Source organism: Kitasatospora sp. NPDC058218 (assembly GCF_042882445.1).
Lineage (GTDB): Bacteria > Actinomycetota > Actinomycetes > Streptomycetales > Streptomycetaceae > Kitasatospora.
In genome coordinates this window covers 61,411-88,049 of the sequence record NZ_JBHVWC010000005.1, presented here as the reverse complement: position 1 = coordinate 88,049, position 26,639 = coordinate 61,411, and the positions used below count along the sequence as shown (strand labels likewise).

Genomic DNA, 26,639 nt, shown 5'->3' with positions numbered 1-26,639 from the left:
AGGACTGCAGCTCGATCAAGTGTCCGTCGGGGCGCGCAGATGGGTGCCTCAGCCCTCAGCCCCTCAGTCCTCAGCCGAGCGGCAGCGGGCGGCGGGCGCCGGCGAACTCGGCGGCCCAGCGCGGGTCTTCGAGGACGCCGGGGAGCCGGGCGACGAGGGTGCCGGTGCGCTGGGCGTGGATCATCGCGCCGTCGCCCGCGTGGATGCCGACGTGGTGCAGCGGCGCGTCCGGGCGTGAGAAGAAGAGCAGGTCGCCGGGGAGCAGTTCGGCCGGGGCGACCGGCGCCGAGCGGTGGTACTGCGCGACGGTGTAGTGGGCGAGGTCCACGGCGCCGCCACTGGCCCGGTACCAGCTGTGGAGGGCCAGCCCGCTGCAGTCGAAGCCGACGGTGTGCTCGCCGAGGCACTCGCCGTCGAGGTAGCCGTTCTCCTCGTCGCAGAAGCCGATGCTCGCGCCCAGTCGGTCGCCGCCGCCCCACGCGTACGGCACGCCGATCTGTGCGGCCGCCACCTCGGCGACCCGGCGGCCCAGGGTGGCGGGCGGCACCTCTGCCGGCGCCGCCCGCGCCGCGGCGGGCGCGAGCGCCGGGACGACGCCCGCGCCCAGCGCCAGCCCCAGGACCTGGCGGCGGCCGACACCCCGGCCCGGCAGTCGAAGCACCATGGTGGGACCCCTTTGTCTCGTGGAGCACCAGGATCGGGCCCCGGACGTGCGACCCGCCATCACCCGCAACGGTGAACCGGGGGTGCGGGGGAGGCGCGGGGGATCGGTGAAGCGAGCCGGGCCCGGCCGTCCCTGGGGCGAACGCCGCCGTCGGAGCCGCGTCCGACGCCGGCCCGTGGTCGAGTGCGCCGGCGGTGAAATGGTTTGACGTGTGGTCAGGAGCCTGTCGACGATGAGGGGAAACACCCGTTCGACCCATGGAGCCCCCATGAGCGGTACTGTCCGGCTGATCCGCAACGACCGGCTCACCCAGGCGGTGGACTACGCCTACGCCGCATCCGTGGACGCGCCGGTCCGCTCGCTCTGGCTGGCGGGCGCCTGCCCGCTCGACGCCGAGGGCCGGACGGTCGCGGTGGGCGACTTCGAGGGCCAGGCCCACCAGGTGATGCGCAATCTGATCACCGTGCTGGAGGACGAGGGCGCCGCGTTGACCGACCTCGTCCGGACCACGGTCTACGTCGCCTCCTCCGACCAGGCCGACCTGGTGAAGGTGTGGGAGGTCTATCGCACGTACATGGGGAGCCACGACGCGCCCAGCACCCTGCTCGGCGTCACGGTGCTGGGCTACACCGACCAGCTCGTCGAGGTCGAGGCGGTCGCCGTGCTCTCCTGACCGGCGCCTCGCGCGGGGCGCCCTCGAAGGGGCGCGGCGCATGCGCGGGGCCTGCGGCGGGTGTCCGCCACAGGCCCCGGGCGTCTCCGCCCGACCGTCACTCCTGCTTGATCGCGGAGATGTCGAACTCCAGCACGACCTTGTCGCCGACCAGGACGCCACCGCCTTCGAGGGCCGCGTTCCAGGTGATGCCGAAGTCCTTCCGGCTGATGGTGACCGATCCCTCCAGGCCGACCCGGAGGTTGCCGTAGGGGTCACGGGCGTTGCCGGTGTACTCGAAGTCGATGGCGATCGGGCGGGCGGTGCCCTTGATGGTCAGGTCGCCGCTGACCCGGTACTCGGTGCTGCTCAGCTGCTCGACGCCGGTCGAGCTGAAGGTGATCTTCGGGTGGTTCGGCGCGTCGAGGAAGTCGTTGGTGCGCAGGTGGCCGTCGCGCTGCTCGTTGCCGGTGTCGATGCTCTCGGAGGTGATCGACACCCGGGCGGTGGAGCGGCTCGGGTCGGTGCCGTCGAGGTGGGCGCTGCCGTCGAAGGTGTGAAAGGCGCCGCGCACCTTCGTCACCATCGCGTGGCGGGCCACGAAGCCGATCCGGGTGTGCGCCGGGTCCAGGACGTAGTCGCCGGTGAGATCGGACAGCGGGGTCGTCGTGGTCACGGGAATCTCCTGAGGGGACGGGTGCGGAGCCGGAGGTGAGGAGCCCCGCGGCGCCGGCCGCGCCTGTCCGGGGGAGGCGGCAGGCCGGGCAGGGTGCCCCGGGCCACGCTAAGCGCTCCCTCCCGGCGCCGCACGCCGTGGTTCACCCGGACGGACGGGCGGCCTGCCCGGCGGCTCCGGCTCCCGCGCACGGGACCCGGGCGGTGCGGCGCGCTGCCAGGTTGGCCAGAACGCGTACCTCGCACCGGGGTTGACGCGGGTAGCATCCCTGCACGGGCGCTGTCGAGGTGCCCGTTCGGCCCATCCCCGGCAGGTGGCAGCGGCGACGCCGGACGGAAGCACGGCGAGTGAGGTGACCTCATGGACGAGGCGGCGCAGAACCGGCCGGACGCCGCCGGGCCGGTCACGCCGGGCGTGGTCCGCAACGAGCTCTCCGTCGGGACGGCGGTGTCGATGTCGGTCGTGCAGGCCGGCGTCGTCATGGGCGGGATCCACTACCACTTCGCGTCCCCCGGCGACTTCGCGACCGCGCCGCAGCTGCCGCCGCCGCGCGACGCGTTCGCCCTGCCGGACGGCCTCCTGACCGAGGAGCAGGCCCGGGAGACCTACGAAGCCGCCCGCCGCCTGGAGCTGGAGTGGAGCGGCGGCGACGGGGCGCAGAACCTGCCGAGGATCGAACAGCTCCATCGCCTGGCCGCCGCCGCCGGGAACGCCGACGCGATGGCCCACCTGGGGCAGATCGCCGAAGGTCGCATGCGCGCCAGGCTGCGTGGGGAGCGGCCGGAGGAGCCGTCTCCCGAAGCCGTCGAGACGGCCATGCACTGGTACGGGAGGTCCGCGCAGCTCGGCAGTGTCATCGGCGCGCTCTTCCTGGGAACGCTCTACGAGGAGCGGCTCGGCAACCCGGCCGAAGCGCTGACGTGGTACGAGAAGGCGGCCGACGCCGGCAACCGGGGTGCTCGATCACGGCTCGACGGCCTCCAGAAGCGACTCTCCCTGGGGCTCGGCGCACTGGCCGGCAGGAAGCGCTTCGACGACGGGACAGCGCGGAACACGAGTCGGAGCGAGCGGGGAGGAGAGCAGCCGGTGAATGCCAGGTCGCCCTTTGAGCAGTGGCTGGAGAGGGAGTGGAAGGGCAACGAGGGCAGCGCGATCGCGGCCTGCCTGTTCGCACTCGCGGACGCGTGCGGCGGTGCCCACGGCGAGTGGGGGACGCTGACGGAGGACGAACACGGGGTCGTCCTCCGGCACTTCAGCACCCTGCAGCCCACCCGGGTCACCCTCCCGGCCGTTGCCTGCGAGTACCAGGAGAGCATCGGCGACGGGAACCTGCGCGCGTTCGCCGCACGCGTGGGCGCCGATCCGCGCACGGCTCCGTCCGCCCGGCAACTGGCCCCGGTGTGGTGCCGGAAGGTCCGGGAGAACAGGGTGGAGACGCGGGAGTTCAGCTACACCGTCGAACTGGACTACCGGGACTACGACCGGATGAAGGCGCTGCTGGACCGTCTCGCCGAGCAGCTGCGGGCGGACCGGCCCGAGGGGGACCGGCTCGCCGAGTACCTGCTCGACCTCAGGATGATCTCGCGCGAACTGGCCGCGGGGCGCGACCGCGCCGTCCCGGCGGACGGCGGGCGCGACAGGTGGGAGTTCACCGTTCTGCTCACCCCGGAGTACATGGAGGTGCTGAAGGCGCATTCCGCCCAGTACTCCGCCGATGGCGAGGCCTCGCCGGATTTCCAGGCCTTCTGGCAGCGCGTCGACGACGCCCTGCACGCGGCTCCTGCCACGCCGTTTCCGTAGGCCGCGTCGGCGGAGTCCCGCCTTCCCGCTCCCGGGCGGGCGGTTCCCCGCACCGGTGGCGGGCCAACTGGACGCCGAAGGGCGGGTCGGCAGGTCGGCGCTGCGGTACGGATCCCTCGACCATCCGTCGGCCCTGCTCTCGCCCGCAGCGCGACAGGAGTCTCAGGGGCGTCCGGGCGGGTCCGGTTCCAGGCGCCGGGCGTCGTGTTCGGGGCGGATGGCGATCAGGGCGAGAGCTCCCGCCACCGTCATCACGAGCGCGGCGATGAGGAAGGCACTGCGGTAGCCCGTGGTGGGATCGGCCGCGGTGTCGAGCAGGCGGCCGGTGAGGAAGGGGGCGAGGAGCCCGGGGAGGGTGCCGGTGGCGGCGACGATGCCGAAGAGGGCGCCCCGCTGGGCGGTGGGGACGACCTCGGCGGCGGTCATGTAGTGCAGGGGGATGGCGACGGCCACGGTGCCGAAGGCGAGCCCGATCAGGAGCAGCCGGGGAAGGGCGGCGTCGGTGAGGGGGACGGCGGCCATCGCACCGCCGGCCACGCAGACCGCACCGCCCTGGGCGGCACCGCTCGACCAACGGCTCGACACGCCACGGGACTTGAGAGCGTCCATGAGTGGGGAGACGGCCAGCAGCAGGACCAGGCTGAAGGCGGAGACGGCGCTGATGGTGTTGGCGGCGGCCTTGGGACTCATGTCGAGCTCGGTGCGGAGGTAGGCGGGAAGCCACGACTGGCTGAGGGAGAGCGCCCACGCGGCACCGAAGGCGCTGGAGATGCTTCCCAGCACGGTGCCGGTGGTCAGCAGCCGCCGGTACGGCACTGCCGTACCGGACGGCGTGCCCCCGGCGGGCGTGGTACGGGCGTGGTCGAAGGGGCCGTCGTGGCCCACCCGCCACCAGAGCAGGCTCCAGAGCGCGCTGACGACGGCGAGCGAGGCGAAGGCCGATCGCCAGCCGAATCCGGTGATGACCCAGGTGAGCAGGGGCGCCGCGATGAGCGTCCCGAGGGCCGCGCCACCGATCTGCAGGGCCGAGGGCAGACCCCGGCGGTTCGGCGGGAACCACTTGTACAGCGCGTGCATGGACATGGAGGCGGCGGGCCCCTCCGCGGCGCCGAGGAGGGCGCGGCCGGCGATCAGTGCGGGGACGGCGGCGGCGAACAGGACGGGCAGTTGGGCGACGGCCCACAGCATGGTCATGGCGAACAGGAGCAGGCGGCTCGATATCCGGGTGGAGAGGAAGCCGACGACGAGCCCGGAGAGGCTGAAGAGCAGCGAGAAGACGCTGGACACCAGGCCGTAGGTGCTGTTGTCGATGTGCAGCTCGTCCATGATCGGGACGGCGGCGAGCCCCAGGACGGACTTGTCGGCGAAGTTGATGACCATGAAGGCCACGATCATGGCGGTGATCAGCCAGGCGCGGCGGCGGTCGTACGGGGGATCGGCGGCCGCGTCGCCGGTGCGGTCCAGCGGGGGAGCGAGGGGGTGGGGTGCCATGGGTGACTCCTGCGGGTGGGGGTGGAGCAGGGGGTCGTGACGCCGGCGGGCCGCCGTGGTCGCGTCGGGCGGGCCCCGACAGTCGGGGGCGAAGGTCCCGGGGAGGCGGTCCGGTGTGGGCGGGGACCGCCGGCGTGCGGGTGCACGGCCGGCGGTCCCCGCGCTCAGAGCGGGTGGTGCCCGGTCAGACGAGCGCCTTGACGATGGCGTTCTTGTGGATCTCCGTGGTTCCGGTGACGATCCGGAACATCCGCAGGGTGCGGAAGATCTGCTCGACCTCGTGTCCGCGGGTCAGGCCGGTCTTGCCGTGGATCTGGACGGCCTGGTCCGCGACGCGGAAGCACGCCTCGGAGGCGAACAGCTTGCACATGTTGGCCTCCACCGCGATGTTCGCGCCGCGGTCGGCACTGGCTGCGGTGGCCATGACCATGGACCGGGCCGCGTAGATCTCGGTGGCCATGTCGGCGAGCTTGTGCTGGACGGCCTGCAGCGCGAGCAACGGCTGCCCGAACGCGACCCGGCTCTTGGCGTGGGCCACCGAGAGATCCCAGGCGCGCCGGGCGGCGCCGATCAGCGAGGGACAGTGGAGCAGCCGGTTGAGGGTGATGCGCCCGATGCCGATGCGCAGGCCCTGGCCGACCTCGCCGAGCAGGTTGGCGGCCGGGACGCGGCAGTTCTCGAGGACCACGTCGCCTTCCATCTGCTGGCCGGACATGGGGACCTCTCCGTCGAGGACCCGGCAGCCGGGGGTGTCGAGGTCGACCAGGAAGGCGCTGTACGCCTCGTCGGTGCCGGCCATCCGGGCGACCACGATCGCGAAGTCGGCGAAGGGGGCGGCGGAGCTGAACACCTTGTGCCCGTCGAGGACGTAGCCGTCGCCGTCGGGGACGGCCGTGGTGGTCATGCGCCGCACGTCGGAGCCCGCGTCCTGCTCGGTCAGGGAGAAGCAGCAGGCGCGTTCGCCGCGGATCACCGGCAGGAGGTAGCGCTCCAGCTGGTACTCGGTGGCGTACTGCACGATGGCGCCCACCCGCAGCGGCCCGCCCATGTCGCCGAGGACGGAGTGCGACAGGGCGGCTCCGGAGGCGGTCAGCTCCTCCTTGAGGGCACACAGTTCGGTGAAGCCCAGGCCCTGGCCGCCGAGTTCGGGCGGCAGGCTGATGCCGTAGAAGCCGAGCTCGCTGCTGCGCTTCCAGACGTGTTCGAGGGTGGGGCGGTCGAGCCTGCTCTCGGGGGTGATGCCGTGCGCGCGTTCGTAGGGGACGAGCTCGTCGGTGAGGTAGTCGCGCAACCGGACGACCAGCTCCTGGAGACGGGGGTTGTCCTCGTAGGTGGGTTCGAGGGTGTAGGGCACGGGTGCGGTTCCTGTTCCTGGGGTGGGTCAGTGGACGCGGCGCTCGGCGCCCGCCCAGTACGGTTCGCGGATCGCGCGCCGGTCGATCTTGCCGTTGGGGCTGTGGGGCAGCGCCGTGACGAAGTCGACGGAGCGGGGCTTCTTCATGCGGGCCAGCCGTTCGGCGCAGAACGCGACGAGTTGCGCGCCGGTGAGCGCGGCGCCGTCGCGGGGGACGACCACGGCCTTGACGGCCTCGCCCCACTGGTCGTCGGGGACGCCGACGACGGCCGCCTCGTAGACGTCCGGGTGCTGGTGGAGGACGGCCTCCACCTCAACGGCGTAGATGTTGAAGCCGCCGGAGATGATCATGTCCTTCCTGCGGTCGACGATGAAGACGTAGCCGTCGGACCGGCGGCGGGCGAGGTCCCCGGTGAGGAACCAGCCGTCACGGAAGGTCTCGGCGGTCAGCGCCGGCTCGTTGTGATAGCCGGGGACGACGTCGGGGCCGCGGACGGCGATCTCGCCGATCGCACCGTCGGGAACCTGCGCGCCCGTCTCGTCGACGATCAGGACGTCGGCCTCGGCGAGCGGGCGCCCGCAGGACAGGAGCAGTTCCTCGTCCTCGCCGTCGATCGCCCGCCGGTGGTCCTCGGTGGAGAGGAACAGGACCCCGGACGTGGTCTCCCCGCAGCCGTACCCCTGGGACAGCACGGGCCCGAAGAGGTCCCAGGCGGCGCGGATGCGGGCCGGGGACATGGGCGCGGCGCCGTAGATCAGCTGGCGCAGGCCGGAGAGGTCGTAGTCGCGGGCGTTCGGCAGTGCGAGCACCGTGTTGATCATGGTCGGGACGACGAAGGCGTGGGTGGCGCGCTCCCGCTGGACGGTGGCGAGGAACTCCTCGGCGTCCCAGTGGGGCAGGACGATCGCGCAGCCGCCGGCGAAGAAGACGCCCATCAGGGGCATGCCGGAGGCGTGGGTCACGGGGCCGGCTAGGATCTGCCGCTCGCCCGGGCCGATCCGGGTGTCCGCGTTCATCACCGACTTGCGCATCAGCGCCAGCCGGTTGCCGTACGTCTGGACCGCCGCCTTGAGCCGGCCGGTGGACCCGGAGGTGAAGTGCAGGACGGCGACGTCCTGCTCGTCACAGTCGACGTCGACCGGCCCGGCGGCGGAGCCGGCCAGGGTGTCCGCGTAGCCCGGGCCCAGATCGCCGGGACCGTCGTAGTCGATGACGGTCTTCACGCTCGTGCCGGGCAGTGCCGCGCGGGCCGTGTCCAGATGGCCGGCGTCGGTCAGCAGGACCTGGGCCTCGGACTCGCGGAGCAGGTGCGCCACTTCGGCGTCGCCGAGGCGTGCGTTGACGGGTGCGCGGGCCAGTCCGGCCTTGTACAGCGCCACTTCGGTGACGACGAGTTCGGCGCGATTGGCCGCGAGCGTCGCGACCCGGTCGCCCCTGGTCAGCCCCAGCCCGCACAGCGCGCTCGCGAGCCGGTCGCTCTGGTCGTCGAGTTCCCCGTAGGTCAGCCGGACAGGGCCGCAGACCACGGCTTCGGCGTCGGGGTGATGGCCGGCTGACCGGCGCACGTACCGCCCGAGATTCATTGGCACCTCCACAGAGATTCCGAACTCTTTGTTCGATAACTATCTTGGTGTCCGGCAACCTAAGGGCAGCGTTAGGGTCAGGTCAACGGTCCGGACCGGAAGGAAACGATGTGGACACGAAGCCCGTAGGAGACCGCCGCGTCCGTCGGACGCGCGCCGCGTTGCGCCGAGCCCTGGTGGAACTCGCACTGGAGAAGGGGTTCCAGGCGATCACGGTCGAGGACATCACGGAGCGCGCCAACGTCGGCCGCGCGACCTTCTACGCGCACTGCCGGGACAAGGAGGACCTGCTCGTCGGCATCGTCCGCGACCTCGCCGAGGACCGCGAGCGCCTCCTGCCGGCCGTCCGGCAGGCGCACGCCCAGGGCTTCACCGGGCTGCCGGTGAAGTACATCTTCGAGCACGCCGAGCAGGAGCGGCCGGTCTACCAGGTGATCCTGCGCGGCGAGGGCGACGGGCGGGCGCTGCGCGAGTTCACCGAACTCATCCGCACGCACGCCGAGGCGGTGTTCCGTGAGCGGGCCGCTCAGCTCGGAGTGACACCGCGGATTCCACTCGACCTCGTCGCACGGGCCTGGACCGGCGAGCTGATCGGCGTGCTGACCTGGTGGGTGGAGAATGACACCGGCTACAGCGCCGCCGAGATCACCGCCCACCTGCGCGACCTGTCCGTCTACGGGCGGGTGTGGGCCACCGGACTGGCGCCCTCGGACGCGCCGGGCGCCCTGGATCTCATGCCGTAGGGCTGATCAGCTCGTCGTGCCCTGCCCTTGATGGTCGATTTACTAGACACGATGTACGGTAACGAGCCCGGAAGGCACGCATGAGAAGAGCAGAGCTACCGCATGACCGTCATGTCCCCCCTGTCCGACCTCACCTGGGTCCGAGGATTCACCGACCGTCCCCCAAGTCCCGCTTGTGCAGGCGTTCCTGACGATCGGTGAACACCTGCACTACCGGTAGTGCGCCGTCGGGTGGTGTTGACGGCGCTCCTCGAACCCGTGGGGTCGGCTGTGGCTGTGTCGAGTACCCGCTGGCGCCGTGCTGACCCCGGGCTCTGGCACTCCCGCCGACCGGTGATCGTCGTCCCTGGTCGTCCGGGGCGATCCTCGCCCCGTGCCGGCAGAGGGCAGTGCCCCCGCGGCCCCCGTGGCTCCGGCGGCCGGGCCACTCGCCGCTCAGCTCAGGGCCCAGCGGCGCACGCGACCCGCCGACCTCGGGATTCCCCGCCCTGCGCGTCCGTTCGGCGGGCCGCCGCCTTCGAGCGTCACGACCCATCAGTCATACCGCATGGTCGGTTTTGATGACCTCCGCCCGGTCATGACGCCACCAAAAACAGCAGGTTCGGTATGCGAATGGGCGCCGGTTAAGATACGGGCTGTCTGGTTTTGTTCAATCGGTGCGGTGGGCGGGGTGGTCGTGTGGTGCGGCAGGAGCGGGCGGTGCGGACGCGCCGGCTGATTCTTGAGGCGGCGGCATCGGTCTTCGACGAGTGCGGGTACGAGGCGGCGACGATCGGTGAGGTGGTGGCCCGCGCCGGCGTCACCCGGGGGGCGGTCTACTTCCACTTCGCGTCCAAGCGGGACCTCGCGCAGGGTGTGGTGGAGGAGCAGTTCGCCCACGACGCCGTTCCCGAACGGGCTTGCAGACTGCAGGAGTTCGTGGACACCGGCATGGTGGTGGCGCATCTGATGCCGCGTGACACCCTGCTGAGTGCGGGCGCTCGGCTGTCGTTGGGCCAGGACGGCGTCGGAGATCTGGGCGGCGGGGCCGTCCCCGGGTGGATCGCCCGGTTCGAGGCGCTGCTCACGGCGGCGGGGGAGCGGGGCGAACTGCTGCCGCACGTCGTGCCGGCCGACACCGCCTGGTTGGTGACGGCGGCCTGGTCGGGCGTGCAGATCCAGTCGCAGAAGCTGTCCGGCCGGACGGACCTGGAGCGGCGGATCGCGGGCCTCTTCCAGCACGTGCTGCCGAGCGTGGCCGTGCCGGGCGTGCTGGCCTCGCTGGAACTGGACGCCGACCGGGGTGCGCGGGTGGTCGCCGAGGTGGCCGCGGCCCGCGCCGCCGCCGGCCGGGCCGGGGGCGACCGCGCCCCGGCCGGTCCCGTCGCTCGCTGACCCCACCCCGGCCGTCGGCCCTTCGTCCGGAGCAGTGCCATCTGTCGAAACCGTACAGCGCGTCCGGTTTGGCAAGGAGCAAACCGCTCGTCCCGTTTCTGACGGCCGGTGCGCGCGGGTGTCCGCACGGGACACCACCCGGTCGGAGGTCCCCGGCGACGCGGCAGGGCCCGCGCACCCGCGGATCGGCAAACCAATGTGCCAAGGATGCGTCGGCAGATCACCGGAGGGGTTACCTGGTGACCATCAGTCACGGCATCGTCGACGCGCGGGAGTTCGACCGACCGGCGGGGACCGGCCGTGGAGCCGCGGGGGAACGGGATCGTCCCTCCGGCGGCGCGGCAGCGGTCCCGGCGCCGACCCCGGGCGGCTCCTGCGGAGCGGGTGACGAACGGCGCAGGTCGCCGTGAAGGTCCTGGCGTGGTGCGGGCGTGAGGGTGGAGGGCCGGTTGGTGCAGGAGAGATCGGAGCGGACGCGCGGGCGTCTGGTCGCGGCAGGGGCGGAGCTGTTCGACCGATCCGGCTACGCGGGCGCGACGCTGGCGGACATCGCCGCGGCGGCGGGGGTGACGAAGGGCGCGCTGTACTTCCACTTCAGCTCGAAGGAGGAGCTGGCGCGGGCGGTGGTGGAGCACGCCGAGCGGGCGCTGCGGACGGCCTGCTGCGCGCTGCGGGCGGAGACCTCGTCGGTACAGGCGCTGATCGACGCGGGCTACTGGCTGGTGACGGTGCTGGAGTCGGACCCGGTGGTCCGGGCGGCGTTCCGGCTGGGCCGCGAGGACGGGGCCTGGCAGGGCGGTGCCGGGCCGGTCGCGGGGGTCCGCGGCTTCCAGGGGGTCTGGGCGGGCGCCGTCCGGGAGCTGCTGGCGGGCGCGCGCAAGGCGGGGGAGCTGCGCGAGCGCTCGGGCGGGGTGGGCCCGGAGTCCCTGCTGGTGGCCGCCGCGTGCGGACTGGAGGTGCTGGGCGGTGCGGCGCGCGACCGGGGGGAGCTGGCCGAGCGGCTGCAGGCGTTCTGGGACTGGTTGCTGCCCTGCCTGGTGCCCCCGGAGGCGGTCGACTCCTATCGCACCGTGGCGCCGCCGACCGACTGAGCGCGGGCCCGGCGCGGGGGCGGCCCGCACGGTCCGGCCTCCGCCCGGCCCCGCCCGGAGGCGGTGCGCGCCCGCCGGTCGAATGTCAGTGCCGAGAGCCATGATGGCGGTATGAAGGACGCAGCCACCTTGGCCTCTCCCGCTGCCCTGGCCTCCCCGGACGCCTACGCCGACGCCGTCTCCACGGCCGTACGGGCCGCCGCGGCGTACTACGCCGACGGCGCCACCCCGCTCGGCGACGACGAGTACGACGCCCTGGTGCGCGCCATCGAGGCGTACGAGCGCGAGCACCCGCAGGAGGTGCTCCCGGACTCCCCGACCGGCAAGGTGGCCGGCGGCGCGGTGGTCGGGGACGTCCCGCACTCGGTGCCGATGCTCTCGCTCGACAACGTCTTCTCCGCCGAGGAGCTGGCGGCCTGGGCGGAGGGCCTGGAGCGGCGCCTGGGCCGGCCGGTCGCCGGCTGGTGCGTCGAGCCGAAGCTGGACGGCCTGGCGATCGCCGCCCGGTACCGGGCCGGCCGCCTCACCCGGGTGCTGACCCGCGGTGACGGCCTCGCCGGCGAGGACATCACCCACGCCGCCGACGCGGTGCTCGGCCTGCCCGCCCGGCTCGCCGAACCGCTGGACATCGAGCTGCGCGGCGAAGTCCTGCTCACCCAGGAGCAGTTCGACCACGCCAACGCGGTCCGCACCGAGCACGGCGCCACCCCGTTCGCGCACCCCCGCAGCGGCGCGGCCGGCACCCTGCGGGCCAAGGACCGCCCGTACCGCGTCGAGCTCACCTTCTTCGCCTACGGCGCCATCGGCCTGCCCGGCCTCGGGCACGGAGACCTGCTGGACCGCCTCGCCGACCTCGGTGCCAACACCGCGGCCACCACCGCGGCCCACCCGCAGCGCTGCGCCACGATCGCCGAGGTCGGGCAGCGCGTCGACGAGATCGCGGCCCTGCGCGCGGCCCTGCCGTTCGGCATCGACGGCGTCGTCGTCAAGGCGGACTCCGCCGCTGACCAGGAGCAGGCCGGCTCCGGCTCGCGCGCCCCGCGCTGGGCGGTGGCCCGCAAGCTGCAGGCCCAGCACAAGGTCACCCGGCTGCTCGGCGTGGAGTGGAACGTCGGCCGTACGGGCATCATCGCGCCCCGCGCCGTCCTGGAACCGGTGGTCATCGACGGTGTCACCGTCACCTACGCCACCCTGCACAACCCGGCCGACATCGAGCGCCGGGGCCTGATGATCGGGGACCAGGTGTTCGTCTACCGCGCGGGTGACGTCATCCCGCGCGTCGAGGCCCCGCTGGTGGACCAGCGCACCGGCGCCGAGCAGGTGATCGCCTTCCCCGAGGCGTGCCCGCGCTGCGGTGACGCGATCGACACCTCCGAGCAGCGCTGGCGCTGCGTGCGCGGCCGCGGCTGCCAGGCCGTCGCCTCGATCGTCTACGCGGCCGGGCGGGACCAGCTGGACGTCGAGGGCCTCGGCGGCACCCGTGCCGTCCAGCTCGTCGAGGCCGGGTTGGTCGGGGACCTCGCCGACCTCTTCACGCTCACCAAGGAGCAGCTCCTCACCCTGGAGCGGATGGGCGACACCAGTGCGGACAACCTGCTCGCCGCCATCGAGACCGCCCGCACCCAGCCGCTGAACCGGGTCTTCTGCGCGCTCGGGATCCGCGGTACCGGGCGCACGATGTCGCGCCGGCTCGCCGCGCACTTCGGCAGCATGGCCGCGATCCGGGCCGCCGACGCCGAGGCGCTGGCCGGGGTGGACGGCATCGGCGCCGAGAAGGCCACCGTCATCGTCGCCGAACTCGCCGAGGTGGCAGCCCTGTTGGACCGGTTGGCGGCCCTGGGCGTCGGCACCGTCGTCACCGTGCCGACCGCGCCTGTCGCTTCCGCCACCGGGGCCGCCGACGCCGGGACGCAGGCCGCGAGCGGTGCGCCGGCGGGGCCGCTGGCCGGCGAGAGCGTCGTCGTCACCGGCGCCATGACCGGCCCGCTGGCCGAGCTATCCCGCAACGCGGTGAACGAGCTGATCGAGCGGGCCGGCGGTAAGGCCTCCTCCTCCGTCTCCAAGCGGACCACCCTGCTGGTCGCCGGTGAGAAGGCCGGCTCCAAGCGGGCCAAGGCCGAGGAGCTCGGCATCCGGATCCTCACCCCGGAGGAGTTCGCCGCCCTGGTGGCGGACCACCTGGTCTGAGCGTCGGCCCTCCGGGGGCCGGCCGGTCGGGACTCACCCCAGCAGTGGGCCACCCGGGTGCGGGGCGTCGAGGAGCGGGGCGAGCGCCCGGCGCAGATCGGCGGGCTCGCGGTAGAGCAGCCCGGTCATCCCGAGCCGGTCGGCCGCCTCGACGTTCTCCGGACGGTCGTCGACGAAGAGGCAGCGGCCCGGCGTGGCCCGGGCCCGCTCCGCCGCGAGCTCGTAGATCCGCCGGTCCGGCTTGGCCGCACCGACCCGGGCGCTGTTGACCACGCCCTCGGCGAGGTCGGCGAGCCCGAGCGCGGCCAGGTCCTCCTCCAGCCACACGGTGGCGTTGGAGACGAGCAGGACGGGGCAGCGCTCCCGGGCCCGGCGGAGCAGGTCGACGACGACGGCGTCCGCGCGGGCCGGCACGTGCGTGAAGGCGGCGGCCAGCTCCCGGGCCGGGTCCGCCGGCAGGCCGGCCGCGGCGAGGTCGCGGGCGATCGCCCCGGCCCACTCGCTCCGGGTGAGCCCGCCGTGGACCAGCGTCGTTCCGGCGTCACCGGCGAACGCCACCTCGGCGGTCCGGCCCTGCGGCAGTCCGGCGGCGTGTTCGAGGCGGGTCACCTCCCGGTGGTCGAAGAAGCGGAGCACGCCGTCGATGTCGCACAGCACGGCGTCGAAGGGCGGTTCGCCCGGCACGGTCGAGGTTGTCATCGCACCTGGATACCACCGGCGGCGGGCCCGCCGCCGGTGCTTTCCGTGTTCGCGGGGTGCGGTAGGGTGGCGGCGCCGAATAGGACCACGACCTCGGGAGGTGAGACCCATTACCGGTACGACGGAGCGGGTGCTCCCCCGGAACGGCTGTGAAGGCGTGGCGCCGAGCGCGTAGTGGCGCTCGACCGGTACGGCGACGGTCCCTCGCGGGGAGCCCTGGCGGATTGATCCTTCGCCTGCTTTCTTTGATGGGGTTCCACTTGTCTGTCTTCTCTTCCGCGCTGCTGCGTTCCTCGGTCACCTCCCGCCTTCGGGCGGCCGGATGTGTGTTCGCCGAGGACGAGGCGCGCATCCTGCTCGACGCCGCCACCACCCCCGCGGAGCTCGCGGCGATGGTGCGGTCCCGGGCGCAGGGCCACCCGCTGGAGCACGTGGTCGGCTGGGCCGAGTTCGGGGGCCTGCGGATCTCCGTGGACGCCGGAGTCTTCGTGCCCCGGCGCCGCAGCGAATTCCTGGTCGAGACGGCGCTCGGCCTGACACCCGCGCACGCCCTGGTGGTCGACCTCTGCTGCGGCAGCGGCGCGCTGGCCGCCGCCCTCGCGGCGGCGGCCGCCCACCCGGTGGAGGTGTACGCGGCGGACGTCGACGCGGCCGCCGTCCGGTGCGCGCGCCGCAACCTGGCCGACGCCGGCGGCCGGGTGTTCGAGGGCGATCTGTTCGAGCCGCTGCCCGCCGCGCTGCACGGCCGGGTCGACGTCCTGCTGGCGAACGTGCCCTACGTGCCGACCGCCGACATCGCCCTGCTCCCCGCCGAGGCCCGCGTGCACGAGGCACGCCCGGCCCTGGACGGCGGCGCCGACGGGCTGGACGTGCTGCGCAGGGTGGCGGGGGAGGCGCCCCGCTGGCTGGCCCCGGGCGGGGCGCTGTTCTTCGAGACCAGTGAGCGCCAGGTGCCCGAGGCCCTCGCCGTGGTCGGCGCGGCCGGGCTGCACGGCGCGGTCTCCGGCTGCGCCGACCGCGACGCGACCGTGGTGACCGCGACCCGCCGCTGACCGCGTCGACCGCCGCCGGCCGCCGCCCGCCGCGGGCGGGCCGGCGGGGGTGCCCGGGGGGCCTGCGAGCACTCCGGCCGGCGGGCCCGCCGACCCCCGGAATTTCGATTGCCCCGCAGGTCCCGGGGGTGGTGGAGTACCCGCATGGATACGGATCATGAAGAGCTGCTGGCCCTCCTCGACTCCCGGATGCGCCGCGGCGCCGAGCCCGGGACGCCCGCCGCCCGCATCGAGCGCACCCCGGCCGTCGTGCGCCAGAGCGGCCCCGACAGCGTCTGGAACGGCATCGTCTGGTCGGCCCTCGACGCCGCCGGCGCCGACGAGGCGATCGCCGAGCAGGTCCGCCACTACACCGCTCTCGGCCAGGACTTCGAGTGGACCTTGTACGGCCACGACCGCCCGGCCGACCTCGCCGACCGTCTGACCGCCGCGGGCTTCACCCCGGAGGAGCCGGAGACCCTCATGGTCGCCGGCCTCGCCGACCTCACCCGCCGGATGGCCGGCACGGGCGAGCCGGCGGGCATCGAGCTGCGCGAGGTCACCGACGCGGCGGGCGTCGCCCAGGTCGTCGCCGTGCACGAGGAGGCCTTCGGCACCGACGGCACCCGGTTGGGCCGCCGCATCCAGGCCCAGCTCGCCGAGAGCCCGGACACCTTCAAGGTCCACCTCGCCGTCGCCCACCACGAGGGCCGGGAGATTCCGGTGAGCGCGGCGCGGATGGAGCTGCACCCCGGTACGGGCTTCGCGGGGCTCTGGGGCGGCGGCACCCTGGCTGCCTGGCGCGGCCGCGGCGTGTACCGCGCGCTGGTCGCGCACCGGGCCCGGATCGCCGCCGGCCTCGGCTACGAGTACCTCCGGGTCGACGCCTCCGACCAGAGCCGCCCGATCCTGGAACGCCTGGGCTTCGCCGTCCTGACCACCATGACGCCCTACCAGTACGAGCACCGCTCGCGGTCCTGACCCGCCCGGCGCGCGGCCCCGGCCGGCCGCGTCGTGCTCGGCCCCCGGCCCACGGTTCATACGGCCGTTCGGGGGACGCGCGGCGTGTGGCGGCGGGACCGGTGCCGGTGCGCCCGGATAGTGGGCTGGTCCGTTCGGCACGGGGCCGGGCGCAGGAGGGAGCGGACCATGACCGGAACGCCCGGGGTGCCGGACGGGGGGTACTCCCCGCGGCGGTGGACCGCGATGACCGGTATGTGTGTCGCGGCCGGCATGGTCTGGTTGTCCTTCGCGGACTTCGGGGTCGCGGTCCCGACGATCTCCGACGAGCTGTCGGTCTCGCTGCCCGCCCTGCAGTGGGCCAACAACGCCTTCAGCCTCTCCACCGGCGCCCTGGTGCTCGCGGCCGGGAAGCTGGGCGACGTGTTCGGGCGCAAGCGCACGCTGGAGCTCGGCCTGGTGCTCCTGGGCGCGCTCTCGTTGCTGACGGCGTTCACGCCGGGGGTGACCGGGATGATCGCCGGACGGGCCGCGATGGGTGTCGGCGCGGCGCTGATCCTGCCCGCCACGCTGGCGCTGATCCCGCCGATGTTCCCCGTGGCGGAGCAGCCGCGGGCGTTCGGGGCCTGGATGGCGGTGGCCTGGGTCGGCCAGGCCGCCGGACCGGCCGTCGGCGGGGTGCTGACGGGCCTGGCCGGCTGGCGGTCGACGTTCTGGATCAACGCCCCGCTGGCCGTGGTCGCCTGGTGGCTGGTGCGCCGGTCGGCCGTGGAGTCCACCGACCCGAACGCCACCCGGCACATCGACCTCACCGGCCTGGTCATCAGCGCCGCGGCCGCGTTCTGCCTGCTCTACGGGTGCACGGCCGGCCAGGAGGACGGCTTCAGCGACCCGGTGATCATCGGCCTGCTGGTCGGCTCCGTCGTCCTGGCGGTGCTGTTCGTCCTGGTGGAGCGGCGGGTCAGGGATCCGCTGCTCGACCTGCGGCTGTTCGCCTCGCGGCCGTTCGACGGGGCGCTCGTGGCGAACTCCGTGATGAACATCGTCTTCGCCGGGGTCAGCTTCCTGCTCACGCTCTACCTCCAGGAGGTCCGCGGCTACGGCCCGGTCGCGGCCGGGCTGCTGTTGCTGCCCTCCACGGTGACCATCCTGCTGTTCAACCCGTTCGGCGGGCGGGTGGCGGCCCGGCGCGGGCCGCGGCTTCCGGTGGCCGTCGGCCTGTTCCTGCTGGGCACCGGCACGCTGGTGGCCGCCGTGATCGGCGACACCTACCACTACGCGATCCTGGCCGCCGGGCTGCTGGTGCTCGGCGCCGGCCTCGGGCTGATGTCCGTGCCACTGTCCGACACCGCGGTGGCCGGGCCGCCGGAGGAACTGGCCGGGACGGCCTCCGGGATGTTCAAGGTCACCAGCATGCTGGGCGGCGCCTTCGGTGTCGCCGTGATGGTGGCGGTCCAGCAGGCCGTGGAGACCAACCAGGCGATCAGCCGGGCGCGGGCGGCCGGGCTGTCGGATGCCGACGCCCAGGAACTGGGCAACGCGGTCACGGACTCCAAGCTCGCCGACCAGATCCTCGCCTCGGTCGACCAGGCGACGGTGGACGCGATCAACGCCGCCTTCCGCGACGTCCAGGCGGTCGGCACCGGCCGCGCGATCGGCCTGGCCGGCCTGCTCGCGGTCGTGGCGGCACTGGCCCTGCCGTTGGTGTGGCGGCAGCGGGCGGGGCAGCGGGAGCCCTCGGCGGTGCGGGAGGAACAGGCGGAGAACCGGTAGCGGTCAGGCGGCTCGTCCTCGGCTCGTTCGGGTCCGCCCGTCCCCGGTCGGCAGAGGCACGTCGGACGGGCGTCGGACGGGTGTTGGACGGGTGTTGGACGCGCGGACATGGAGCTGAGCTCGGCGACGATGGCCCACGAGGTCGCGGCGGACTTGACTGGGTGTCATCACAGTTGACGAGCAGGACACCGGAACCGCCCAGCAGATCCGGCTGCCCCGCACGCCCGCCGAAGGAGCACCGATGCGCCACGACCGCACCACCCTCACGTCCCCCGCCGCCCCCGTCCCCGCCCCCGCCGGCGAGCGCGTGAGCCGGGCCGCCGGGCCGCTGCTGGCCGCGGGCACCGTGGCGACGGGTCTGATGGCCGGGCTCTTCTTCGCCTTCGACGTGTCCGTCATGCCGGGTCTGGCCGACAGCGACGACCGCACCTACGTCACCGCCATGCAGCACATCAACAAGGCGATCGAGAACGGCGCCTTCGGCCTCGTCTTCGTCGGCGCGCTCGTGGCCAGCGGCCTCGCGGCGTTCCTCCAGTACCGGGCCGGGCGCCGCACCACCGCGATCTGGGCCGCCGCCGCGACCGCGCTCTACCTCGGCGCGCTGATCGTCACCGCCGCCGTCAACCTGCCGCTCAACAGCGAGCTCGCGCGGGCCGGCGATCCCTCGCGGATCCAGGACTTCGCGGCCGTGCGGGCCGCTTTCGAGAGCACCTGGACGGCCGGCAACCTGGTGCGCACCCTGCTCTGCACGGCGGGCCTGGCCGCGCTGGTCCGCGCTCTGCTCCTGCACGGCCGCGCCGCCTCGCGGACGGTCTCCGCCGGATTCCGGAACTCCTGAACCACCGGGACAACGGGCCCGCCGCCCTGCGGCGGGCCCGTTCGGCGTGCGCCCTCTGCGCCCCTTGTGCTGTCGGCCAAGTCCGTTGTGATGCCGGTGACTTGGCCGCTGCCGGTGGTTCTAGAATCATGGCGGAATCGGCAGGCGTCCAGCGAGCACCGGGGAAGAGGCGACAGCCATCGTGAGTCCCGTACTGCGACCGTTCCGTGTCGAGGGGAAGGCCATCCAGCTCGCCAAGTACCTTGCGGAGGAGGAGATCGGCGATCTCGTCGGCTGTTCGTGCATCGGCAACGATGTCACCATCGATCTGTCCGACACCCACTTCCTGATCAGCCTGGTCGACTTGGGCGGCGGGCTGCGGCTCAACTTCCACATGGCCCACGACGGGCCGGCCCGGGCCCGCTCCTGGAGCCGCCGGCTGCCGGCGGAGGCCGGCCCGCGCGACATCGCCCGGCGCATCGCGCTGGACGTGGCCACGCTGGACCGCGAGATCGCCCCGCTGCGCAACAAGCCGCCGACGCCCCCGACCGCGCGCTGATCGCGGTCGGGGGCGCCGGGGCCGGGGGCGTCGGCGTGCGCCCCGGCTCAGCCGGTCGCGTTGCCGTGCAGCACCAGTGCCCAGCAGAGGCAGCCGAGCGCGGCCGTGCAGAGCAGCGCCCGCGCGACGTTCCAGCGCACCCAGGGCGCCTCGAACCGCCCGCGCACCGCGGCGGGGTCCGGGATCCGCCCGGGCTCCCCGGCGGCGGCCAGGGCGTCGTTCAGTGGAATGTTGATCTTCCGGGTCACCACCAGCGCCGCCGTGTAACAGACCAGCGCCGCGACCGCGACCGGCAGCACGCGGTGCCCGTCGGACGGCAGGTGCAGGGCCACCGCCACCGCCGTACAGAGCAGTGCCCCGACGAACCCGAGCAGGAACCAGCCGTTGAGGATGGCCACATTGATGCGCTGCATCACCTCGATGAACGTCCGGTCCTCCGTCCCGCGCAGCCCCGGCATCACCGAGCAGGCGTAGGCGTAGAACAGGCCCGCGCTCAGTCCGGTGGTGATCGTGGCGGCCACTAGTGCGATCACGCGTGCCAGTTCCATCGGGCTCATCCCTCTTTCCGTCCAACGGCGTTGCCGCGCCGGCCGGCCGCCGGCCGGCCGGGCATCGCCTGCTCCGTCCGATCACGACTCTCTCAAATGACGCGGTGTCAATCCATGTCCACGCGTCTACTCTTGCCCCATGGACACTCTCACGGGGCTGCTGGACGGACCGAAGGCGCGCGGCGCGTTCCTGCTGCGCTCGATCCTCAGCCCGCCGTGGTCCCTGCGGATCGAGGACGGCGCACCGCTGGCGGTGGTCACCCCGATCCGGGGCGACGCCTGGATCCTGCCCGACGGCGGCACGCCGGTCCGGCTGAGCCCCGGCGATGTCGCCGTCCTGCGCGGCCCGGCGCCCTACACCGTGGCCGACACCCCCGACACCCCGGTCCGGGTGGTGATCGGTCCGGGCCAGATCTGCTCGCGCGACGGCGTCGACGTCGCCGCCTCGATGTCCCTGGGCCTCCGTACCTGGGGCGAGGTCCGGCCCGGCGACGAGAGCTCCGCCGTACTGCTCTCCGGCACCTACCAGGCCGAACACGAGATCGGCCGGCGGCTGTTGGCCCATCTGCCCGCTCTGCTGGTCCGCCCCGCCGGGCGGGGCGCCGCCACCGAGGACACCCTGGTCCATCTGCTGGCCGCCGAGATGTCCCGCGACGAGCCCGGCCAGGAACTGGTCCTGGACCGCCTGCTGGACCTCCTGGTCGTCGGGGTGCTGCGCAGCTGGCTCGCGGCCCCGGACAGCAGCGCCCCCGCCTGGTACCGGGCCCAGCACGACCGGGTGGTCGGTCCGGCCCTGCGCCTGCTGCACGACGACCCGGCGCGCGCCTGGACGGTGGCCGCGCTGGCCGCCGAGGTCGGCATCTCCCGCGCGGGCCTGGCCCGCCGGTTCACCGCGCTGGTCGGCGAGCCGCCGATGGCCTACCTCGCCGCCTGGCGGCTGGCGTTGGCCGCCGACCTGTTCCGGGATCCCGAGCACACCGTCGCCTCGGTGGCCCGCCGGGTCGGGTACGGCAACGCCTTCGCGCTCAGCACCGCCTTCAAGAGGGTTCGCGGGATCACCCCGCAGGAGCACCGGCGGCTGGCCGGCGGCGCCGGACGCCGGCTCGGAGAGGCGATCGCCGACCCGGGGTCCGCCGGGGGGACCGATGAGCCCGTCACGGCGGACGGACGAACCGGGACACCCTGGTGAAGGCTTCGGCCGCCCCCGGCTCTCCCGTCGGCCGGCCGGCCCGTCGCCCGCGAGGCAGGCGGACGACGGGCCGCGCGGTCGGTCAGGCGTGGATGCCCTGACCAGGGGTGAGGATGCCGGCCGGGTCGTACCGGTGCTTCGCGGCGGTCGCCGCCCTCCACTGCGCGCCGTAGTGGCGGCGCCAGTCCGCGGGTGTCATGCCGGGGATCGCGCCGATCAGGTAGCGCTTGCCGCCCAGGGCGACGGCGCGCTCGTAGAGGTGCCGGTTGCGGCGCAGCATGGCGGCGGTGTCGGCGCCGGGGGCGGGGAAGGACAACAGGTCGAAGTGCCAGCCGACCGGCTCGTTCGGCATCACGGCCAGCGGGCGGGTCAGGGTGGCGGTGGTGTAGGGGTAGAGCAGCAGGATCCCGGCGCCGAGGTCCGCGGGGGTGAGCAGTGCGGTGGCCTCGCGGACGAAGGTCTGCGCGGTGGACGCGGGCAGGAAGAGGCTGAGCCAGGGCTTGGGCTGCGCCCAGAGGCCGGTGGCCTTCAGATAGGCGGCGAAGCCGTCGACGCGGAAGGCGTAGTCGCGGGCGCTCTGGTCGGTGACGGTGGTCTCGCCGGGTAGGCAGCGCAGCCCGCGCAGCAGGGCGGCCTGGTCCGGGGGCGTGGCGCCGTCGTGGTGGGCGACGACCTCGATCTTGTACCGCCATGCGGTGCCCTCGGCGTTGCGCACCACCTCGCCGGCCTGGAGGTCGAAGCGACGCTCGGCCATGATCCGTTCCTGGTCGCCGAGGTAGGCGGCGAGGTCGTCGTAGAACAGGGCGAACACCAGGGCGTGTGCGCGGGCCGGGACGAGGCGCAGCGTGGCGCGGACGATGATGCCGGCCTGGCCGGCGCCGGCCAGCACGGCCTCGAACAGCTGGCGGTTGCTGGTGGGCGAGGCGGTGAGGAGCCGGCCGGTGCCGGTGACCACGTCGACCGATTCGACGGTGTCGGCCTGCAGACCGTGTCGCTGCACGCCCGAGCCGATCCCGCCGACGCTCAGCGTCCCGCCGACGGACAGGTGCAGGTAGTCCGTCAGGCAGGGCGGCATCCAGCCCCGGGCGAGTGCGGCGTCGGTCAGCTGTGCCCAGGTGACGCCGGCCTCGACGACGGCCCGGCCGGGGGTGACGGCGAGGATGCGGTCCAGGCCGCGGGCGTCGACGGCGATTCCGCCGGGCGCGGCGGCCTGCCCGTAGTTGGAGTGCGACTCCAGCTCCGCCGTCGTGCCGCCGCCGCTCTGGCCGTTCACGGCGACGGGGATCCGGTGGCGGTGGGCGAAGCCGACGACCTCGGCGATGTCGCGCACCGAACCGGGCCGCAGCACGGCCCGTGGCGCGGCGGTCACCAGGTGCCCGAAGTCACCGGCGAACCGGGTGAGCGTGGTGGGGTCGGTGACCAGAGTGCCGTCCAGCCGGGGCAGCGCGGCCACCGCGTCCTGCGCGGCCGTGGCCCCGGTGGTGGCGGGAGTGCCCTGGTCGGCGGCGACGGCCCAGCTGCGTCCGGCGGTGTTCCACCCTATGACCGTGGCCGCCGTGCCGACGAGCAGACCGCGGCGGGGCAGAGCTGACTTGCTCATTACAGATTTCTCCGATCAATCGTCATATGAGCAGTGTTGTACCGCAGTCGGCACGTACACGCGCAATCCCCTGCGGCGGAGGCGAGCAGACCGGGGCGCGCGGGCCACCGTCACGCGGGTACGGAGGCGTCATCGTCCACCTCCACGATCACCAGCGTGCCCCGGCTGCCCGCCGCCACGGCGTGCGGGACACCGGCCGCCACCACGTACAGCTCACCCGGGCCGAGCGGGACGTCGGCGCCCGCGACCAGCAGGTGCAGCCGGCCGTCGAAGACGAGCAGCGCCTCGGCGTGCTCGTGCCGTTCCTCCTCCAGCGGCAGTCCGTCCATCCGCAGCACCTTGACGGCGGCCGTGCCCACCCGGCCAAGGACGCGCGAGCGCCAGGCCTGCGGCAGTACGGCGGCGGTTGCGGGGACGTCGAACCGGTTCACGGCACACCTCTTCCGGCGCGGCCTGGCCGCGCCCGTGATCGATGGGGATGTCCGCACGCTACCGGCGCGGCGGGGCCCGTTGGTCGACCGTTCGGCAAAATCTCCGGGCAGCTGACGGCCCCTCGACGGCTCGGGCTAGCCTGGGCCTCATGTTCGTTCTCGAGTTGACCTACACCGCGCCCCTGGACCGCATCGACGCCGTGCTCCCGCAGCACGTGGAGTGGCTGAAGGAGCACTACGACGCCGGCACCTTCCTCGCCTCGGGCCGCAAGGTGCCCCGCGACGGCGGCGTGATCGTCGCGGTGGGCACCGACCGGGCGGCCGTCGAGCAGATCGTCCGGACCGACCCGTTCAGCGAGGCAGGCCTGGTCGAGTACACCGTCACCGAGTTCCTCGCGACCACCACCGCGCCGGCGCTGGACGCCTACCGCCAGGAACTGCCCGCCTGACCATTCGCCCGCCCGCCCCGGAGACCGCGCGGGGCGGGCGTGACGGCGGTGGCCTCCTCGTTCGAGTGATGCTCACCCGGCGCTGGCGAGGCTGTCCGGCCTCCCGGCCGAGGCCGCGGTTACCTTCCGGTGGCACTGAACTCCGTACCCCCGGAAGGACCCCGATGAAGCTCCTGCGCGCCCTCGGACACCTCGCCGCCACGGCGAGTGCGACCCTCCTCGCCGGCGCCGCCGTGCTCGGCGCCCCCGCCGCCGCCCAGGCCGCCGATCAGGATCCCGTCTACACCTGCCAGTTCGTCCTGGTCGACGACATCAACCGCGTCGCGGGAGCGGACTGCACCGGCGGCCCCGCCGACTACGAGGGCCCCGGGACCATCAAGCAGGCGGGCGACGAGGACGGCTGGCAGTGTGCGCAGCTGGGCAGCGGCAAGGACGAGGAGCACCCGGGCAGGCTCATCGTCGTCGGTGTCCTCGGGTGCGAGAGGGCCGGTGAGGGCGAGGTGTCCGAGTAGGGGGGACGGGGCCGCTGCGCCGGGGCTCGCGGCCGCTGGTCCCGGCCGGCGGACCGCTGAGGCCCCGCCGGGGGTCACCGGCGGGATTGGCGCCCGGCGGTCCGGGGGAGGAGAACCGGCAGGCCACGGAACGGGAGCACGTCATGACTATCAGTCACCGCACCATCGGCAGCGGCGAGCACAAGGTACTCGTCCTGCACGACTGGTTCGGCACCAGTGCGGGCTGGGGCCCGTTCCTCGACCACCTCGACCCGGAGACCTTCGGATACGCCTTCTTCGACTATCGGGGCTATGGTGAACGGCGCGACGTGGCAGGCGAGTTCACCCTCGCCGAGATCGCGTCGGACGCGCTCGCCCTGACGGACCAGCTGGGTTGGGACTCCTTCTCGGTGGTCGGGCACTCGATGGGCGGCAAGGCGGCGCAGCGCGTCCTGGCGCAGGCGCCGGGCCGGGTGCGCAAGCTGGTGGGGGTGACGCCGGCGCCCGCGAGCGCCTACCCGCTGGAGGGCGATGCGTACGACCTGTTCCACGGGGCCGCGGAGCGCCCCGCCAACCGGCGGGCGATCCTCGATCGGGTGACCGGGCACCGCGCCTGCGGCCGTTGGCTGGACGCGATGACGGCCCGCTCGGTGGCCGACTCCCGCCCGGAGGCCTTCGCCGGCTATCTCGACGACTGGACCACCCAGGACTTCGCGGCCAAGGTCGCCGGCAGCACGCTCCCGGTCAAGGTCTTCGCCGGCGAGCACGACCTCGCGCTGTCGGCCGAGGTGATGCGCGGCACCTGGCTGGCCCACTACCCGAACGCGGACCTGGAGGTCCTGACCAACTCCGGGCACTACCCGATGCACGAAGTCCCGGTGGCGCTGGCGACCGCCCTGGAGGCGTTCCTGCGCGCCTGACCGGGCCCCGGGCGCGACCCCGGTGAGGGTCCGGCCCCGCACCGGGGCCGGACCCTCGCGGGCGTCACGCCAGCGGCGGCACCTGCTCGGCCAGCCGCCGCACCAGGCGGTCCAGCCAGCCCCGTACGGTCGCCTCGTCGAAGAGGTCGGCGTCGTACTCGGCCAGGCCGGCCAGCCCGCCGCCCTCGGGGGTGAGCATCAGCAGCAGGTCCGACCGGGCGCTGCTGCCCGGGACGTCCTCGACCAGAACGTCCAGGCCGGTCAGCTCCAGGACCGGCGCCGGGGTGGTCTGCACGGCCAGCAGCACCTGCGGGAAGGACGGCGGAAGTTCCAGTCCCCGTGCCCGCAGGTCCTCCGTGACCAGGCCGAACGGGACGTCCGCCTGGTCGAGCGTGGTGGCCAGGGCCTCGCCCGCCCGGTCGATCAGAGCGGCGAAGCCGCCCGGGGCCCGGTTGGGCAGCCGGACCGGCAGGTTGGTGGTCAGCAGCCCGACCAGCCCCTCGTGCTCCCGCCGCCGCCGGTTGGCGGTCGAGAGCATCACCAAGGTCTCCTCGTCGCCGGTGAGTTCGCCCAGCAGATCGCCCAGGGCGGCCAGCACCACGGCCGCCGGGGTGGTCGAGCGGCGGGCCGCGCACCGGTTCAGCGCCGAGGTGAGCTCGGGTGTCAGTGCGAAGTGCAGCACGCCGCCGTGCCCGGAGCGCCGCTCCGGGCGGGGCCGGTCGGTGGGCAGCGGCACCGTGAGCGGCAGCCCGGCGAGGCGTTCGGCGAAGCGGGCGGTGGCCCGGCGCCTCGCCTCGCGGGTCACCACCGTCCGCTCCCAGCAGGCGTGTTCGATCATCGACCCCGGCTCGGGCAGCACGGCCAGGTGGTCCTCGTACAGTGCGCCGAAGTCCGCCAGCAGGGTCGCCAGCGACCAGCCGTCCAGTGCGATGTGATGGATCGTCAGCAGCAGGACGTGGTGCTCGGGGGCCGGTCGCAGCAGCCGGGCCCGCAGCAGGGGCGGCGCGCCGAGGTCGAACGGGGTGGCGGCCTCCTCGCGGGTGGCGGCGTCGACCGCCGCCCCGCCGTCGCTCACCTCGGTGACCGGCAGCGGCAGGGCGTCGGGGGCGGGCAGCACCTGCTGGAGCAGGCCGAGGTCGGTGGGCGTGTAGCGGGTGCGCAGGCTGCGGTGCCGGGCCGTCAGGGCGGTCAGGGCCCGTTGCAGGCGCTCGGGGTCGAGCGGGCCGCGCAGGGTGATCCGCTGGGTGATGTTCCAGAGGCTCGGGTCGGCCGCCCGGCCGTGGCCGCGGTGCATCCGGGCCTGGGCGATGCCGGCCGGTGCGGCGGCCTCGGCGGCGCCGTCACCCGTCAGGGTGGCCAGCAGCCGTTGCCGTTCCCCCTTGATCAGGGCGACCAGGTGGGCGTCCATCGCCCCGGGCGGGGCGAGGTACTCCAGCCGGTCGCCCTCGGTGGAGAGGACGATCTCCCGCTCGTCCAGCAGCCCGACGAGGCGTTGCCAGTCCTCGGTCGCGGCGGGCACGGCGGATTCGGCGGGAACGGGAGGCACGGCGGGCACG

At 73.8% G+C, this 26,639-nt stretch carries 25 protein-coding genes; 15 read left to right on the top strand and 10 right to left on the bottom strand.

Annotated elements, in window-relative coordinates:
* Positions 1-70 precede the first annotated feature (70 nt).
* Positions 71-664 (bottom strand): C40 family peptidase, encoded by a 594-nt coding sequence (locus ACFVYI_RS04485; protein ID WP_387881478.1) that lies wholly within the window; start codon positions 662-664, stop codon positions 71-73.
* 268 nt (positions 665-932) lie between these two features.
* Between ACFVYI_RS04485 and ACFVYI_RS04480 the strand changes: the two genes are divergently transcribed.
* Positions 933-1,337, top strand: a complete 405-nt coding sequence (locus tag ACFVYI_RS04480; RefSeq protein ID WP_387881476.1) for a RidA family protein — start codon at positions 933-935, stop codon at positions 1,335-1,337.
* 97 nt (positions 1,338-1,434) lie between these two features.
* Here ACFVYI_RS04480 and ACFVYI_RS04475 read toward each other — a convergent pair whose 3' ends face one another.
* Entirely contained in the window at positions 1,435-1,992 is a 558-nt protein-coding gene (locus ACFVYI_RS04475) for a YceI family protein (RefSeq protein ID WP_387881474.1), read from the bottom strand.
* Between the two features lie 360 nt (positions 1,993-2,352).
* On the opposite strand from ACFVYI_RS04475, the gene ACFVYI_RS04470 reads away from it, so the two are divergent.
* Positions 2,353-3,792 carry a hypothetical protein gene (locus ACFVYI_RS04470; protein WP_387881473.1) on the top strand — a complete coding sequence of 480 codons (1,440 nt, stop codon included), beginning with the start codon at positions 2,353-2,355 and terminating at the stop codon, positions 3,790-3,792.
* A 162-nt stretch (positions 3,793-3,954) separates the two neighbouring features.
* Here ACFVYI_RS04470 and ACFVYI_RS04465 read toward each other — a convergent pair whose 3' ends face one another.
* From ACFVYI_RS04465 to ACFVYI_RS04455, 3 genes are all read right to left on the bottom strand, one after another.
* A complete protein-coding gene (locus tag ACFVYI_RS04465; protein ID WP_387881472.1) occupies positions 3,955-5,283 on the bottom strand; it encodes an MFS transporter in 1,329 nt (442 codons plus the stop codon).
* Positions 5,284-5,467: 184 nt separating this feature from the next.
* On the bottom strand, positions 5,468-6,637 hold the full coding sequence (locus ACFVYI_RS04460; protein WP_387881470.1) for an acyl-CoA dehydrogenase family protein: 1,170 nt from the start codon (positions 6,635-6,637) through the stop codon (positions 5,468-5,470).
* A gap of 27 nt (positions 6,638-6,664) precedes the next feature.
* Positions 6,665-8,221 (bottom strand): long-chain fatty acid--CoA ligase, encoded by a 1,557-nt coding sequence (locus ACFVYI_RS04455; protein ID WP_387881469.1) that lies wholly within the window; start codon positions 8,219-8,221, stop codon positions 6,665-6,667.
* Between the two features lie 110 nt (positions 8,222-8,331).
* Here ACFVYI_RS04455 and ACFVYI_RS04450 point away from each other — a divergent pair, with 110 nt between their 5' ends.
* The 4 genes from ACFVYI_RS04450 to ligA all read left to right on the top strand — a co-directional run bounded on the left by ACFVYI_RS04450 (position 8,332) and on the right by ligA (position 13,616).
* Positions 8,332-8,964 (top strand): TetR/AcrR family transcriptional regulator, encoded by a 633-nt coding sequence (locus ACFVYI_RS04450; protein WP_387881468.1) that lies wholly within the window; start codon positions 8,332-8,334, stop codon positions 8,962-8,964.
* A gap of 699 nt (positions 8,965-9,663) precedes the next feature.
* Positions 9,664-10,338 carry a ScbR family autoregulator-binding transcription factor gene (locus tag ACFVYI_RS04445; RefSeq protein ID WP_387881466.1) on the top strand — a complete coding sequence of 225 codons (675 nt, stop codon included), beginning with the start codon at positions 9,664-9,666 and terminating at the stop codon, positions 10,336-10,338.
* 452 nt (positions 10,339-10,790) lie between these two features.
* Positions 10,791-11,429, top strand: a complete 639-nt coding sequence (locus tag ACFVYI_RS04440; RefSeq protein WP_387881464.1) for a ScbR family autoregulator-binding transcription factor — start codon at positions 10,791-10,793, stop codon at positions 11,427-11,429.
* A 111-nt stretch (positions 11,430-11,540) separates the two neighbouring features.
* Positions 11,541-13,616, top strand: a complete 2,076-nt coding sequence (ligA, locus tag ACFVYI_RS04435) for an NAD-dependent DNA ligase LigA (protein WP_387881462.1) — start codon at positions 11,541-11,543, stop codon at positions 13,614-13,616.
* A 33-nt stretch (positions 13,617-13,649) separates the two neighbouring features.
* Here ligA and ACFVYI_RS04430 read toward each other — a convergent pair whose 3' ends face one another.
* Positions 13,650-14,315 carry an HAD-IA family hydrolase gene (locus ACFVYI_RS04430; protein ID WP_387881461.1) on the bottom strand — a complete coding sequence of 222 codons (666 nt, stop codon included), beginning with the start codon at positions 14,313-14,315 and terminating at the stop codon, positions 13,650-13,652.
* Positions 14,316-14,563: 248 nt separating this feature from the next.
* On the opposite strand from ACFVYI_RS04430, the gene ACFVYI_RS04425 reads away from it, so the two are divergent.
* The 5 genes from ACFVYI_RS04425 (at position 14,564) to ACFVYI_RS04405 (ending at position 19,455) form a co-directional block, all read left to right on the top strand.
* Positions 14,564-15,367, top strand: coding sequence for a putative protein N(5)-glutamine methyltransferase (locus ACFVYI_RS04425; RefSeq protein WP_387881460.1), 804 nt, complete (start codon positions 14,564-14,566; stop codon positions 15,365-15,367).
* A 144-nt stretch (positions 15,368-15,511) separates the two neighbouring features.
* The gene (locus tag ACFVYI_RS04420) at positions 15,512-16,327 is read left to right on the top strand and encodes a GNAT family N-acetyltransferase (RefSeq protein ID WP_387881459.1); all 816 of its coding nucleotides are present in this window, start codon (positions 15,512-15,514) and stop codon (positions 16,325-16,327) included.
* Positions 16,328-16,495: 168 nt separating this feature from the next.
* Positions 16,496-18,079, top strand: coding sequence for an MFS transporter (locus ACFVYI_RS04415; protein WP_387881457.1), 1,584 nt, complete (start codon positions 16,496-16,498; stop codon positions 18,077-18,079).
* 241 nt (positions 18,080-18,320) lie between these two features.
* Positions 18,321-18,917: a DUF1772 domain-containing protein gene (locus tag ACFVYI_RS04410; RefSeq protein ID WP_387881455.1), complete on the top strand. Its 597-nt coding sequence runs from the start codon at positions 18,321-18,323 to the stop codon at positions 18,915-18,917.
* 181 nt (positions 18,918-19,098) lie between these two features.
* On the top strand, positions 19,099-19,455 hold the full coding sequence (locus ACFVYI_RS04405; RefSeq protein WP_387881453.1) for a hypothetical protein: 357 nt from the start codon (positions 19,099-19,101) through the stop codon (positions 19,453-19,455).
* A 47-nt stretch (positions 19,456-19,502) separates the two neighbouring features.
* Here the strand turns inward: ACFVYI_RS04405 and ACFVYI_RS04400 are convergent, their stop codons facing one another.
* Positions 19,503-20,003, bottom strand: a complete 501-nt coding sequence (locus tag ACFVYI_RS04400) for a DUF1772 domain-containing protein (protein WP_387881451.1) — start codon at positions 20,001-20,003, stop codon at positions 19,503-19,505.
* 139 nt (positions 20,004-20,142) lie between these two features.
* Here ACFVYI_RS04400 and ACFVYI_RS04395 point away from each other — a divergent pair, with 139 nt between their 5' ends.
* Positions 20,143-21,192 carry a cupin domain-containing protein gene (locus ACFVYI_RS04395; RefSeq protein ID WP_387881449.1) on the top strand — a complete coding sequence of 350 codons (1,050 nt, stop codon included), beginning with the start codon at positions 20,143-20,145 and terminating at the stop codon, positions 21,190-21,192.
* Between the two features lie 82 nt (positions 21,193-21,274).
* Here ACFVYI_RS04395 and ACFVYI_RS04390 read toward each other — a convergent pair whose 3' ends face one another.
* Together ACFVYI_RS04390 and ACFVYI_RS04385 are read right to left on the bottom strand one after the other, a co-directional pair.
* Positions 21,275-22,792 carry an FAD-binding protein gene (locus ACFVYI_RS04390; protein WP_387881448.1) on the bottom strand — a complete coding sequence of 506 codons (1,518 nt, stop codon included), beginning with the start codon at positions 22,790-22,792 and terminating at the stop codon, positions 21,275-21,277.
* 110 nt (positions 22,793-22,902) lie between these two features.
* Positions 22,903-23,223 (bottom strand): cupin domain-containing protein, encoded by a 321-nt coding sequence (locus tag ACFVYI_RS04385; RefSeq protein WP_387881447.1) that lies wholly within the window; start codon positions 23,221-23,223, stop codon positions 22,903-22,905.
* A 149-nt stretch (positions 23,224-23,372) separates the two neighbouring features.
* On the opposite strand from ACFVYI_RS04385, the gene ACFVYI_RS04380 reads away from it, so the two are divergent.
* From ACFVYI_RS04380 to ACFVYI_RS04370, 3 genes are all read left to right on the top strand, one after another.
* The gene (locus tag ACFVYI_RS04380) at positions 23,373-23,672 is read left to right on the top strand and encodes a YciI family protein (RefSeq protein ID WP_387881446.1); all 300 of its coding nucleotides are present in this window, start codon (positions 23,373-23,375) and stop codon (positions 23,670-23,672) included.
* A gap of 164 nt (positions 23,673-23,836) precedes the next feature.
* Entirely contained in the window at positions 23,837-24,184 is a 348-nt protein-coding gene (locus tag ACFVYI_RS04375; RefSeq protein ID WP_387881445.1) for a hypothetical protein, read from the top strand.
* A gap of 143 nt (positions 24,185-24,327) precedes the next feature.
* On the top strand, positions 24,328-25,083 hold the full coding sequence (locus ACFVYI_RS04370; protein WP_387881444.1) for an alpha/beta fold hydrolase: 756 nt from the start codon (positions 24,328-24,330) through the stop codon (positions 25,081-25,083).
* Positions 25,084-25,147: 64 nt separating this feature from the next.
* Here the strand turns inward: ACFVYI_RS04370 and ACFVYI_RS04365 are convergent, their stop codons facing one another.
* Positions 25,148-26,638 carry a condensation domain-containing protein gene (locus ACFVYI_RS04365; RefSeq protein ID WP_387881443.1) on the bottom strand — a complete coding sequence of 497 codons (1,491 nt, stop codon included), beginning with the start codon at positions 26,636-26,638 and terminating at the stop codon, positions 25,148-25,150.
* Position 26,639: the final 1 nt, after the last annotated feature.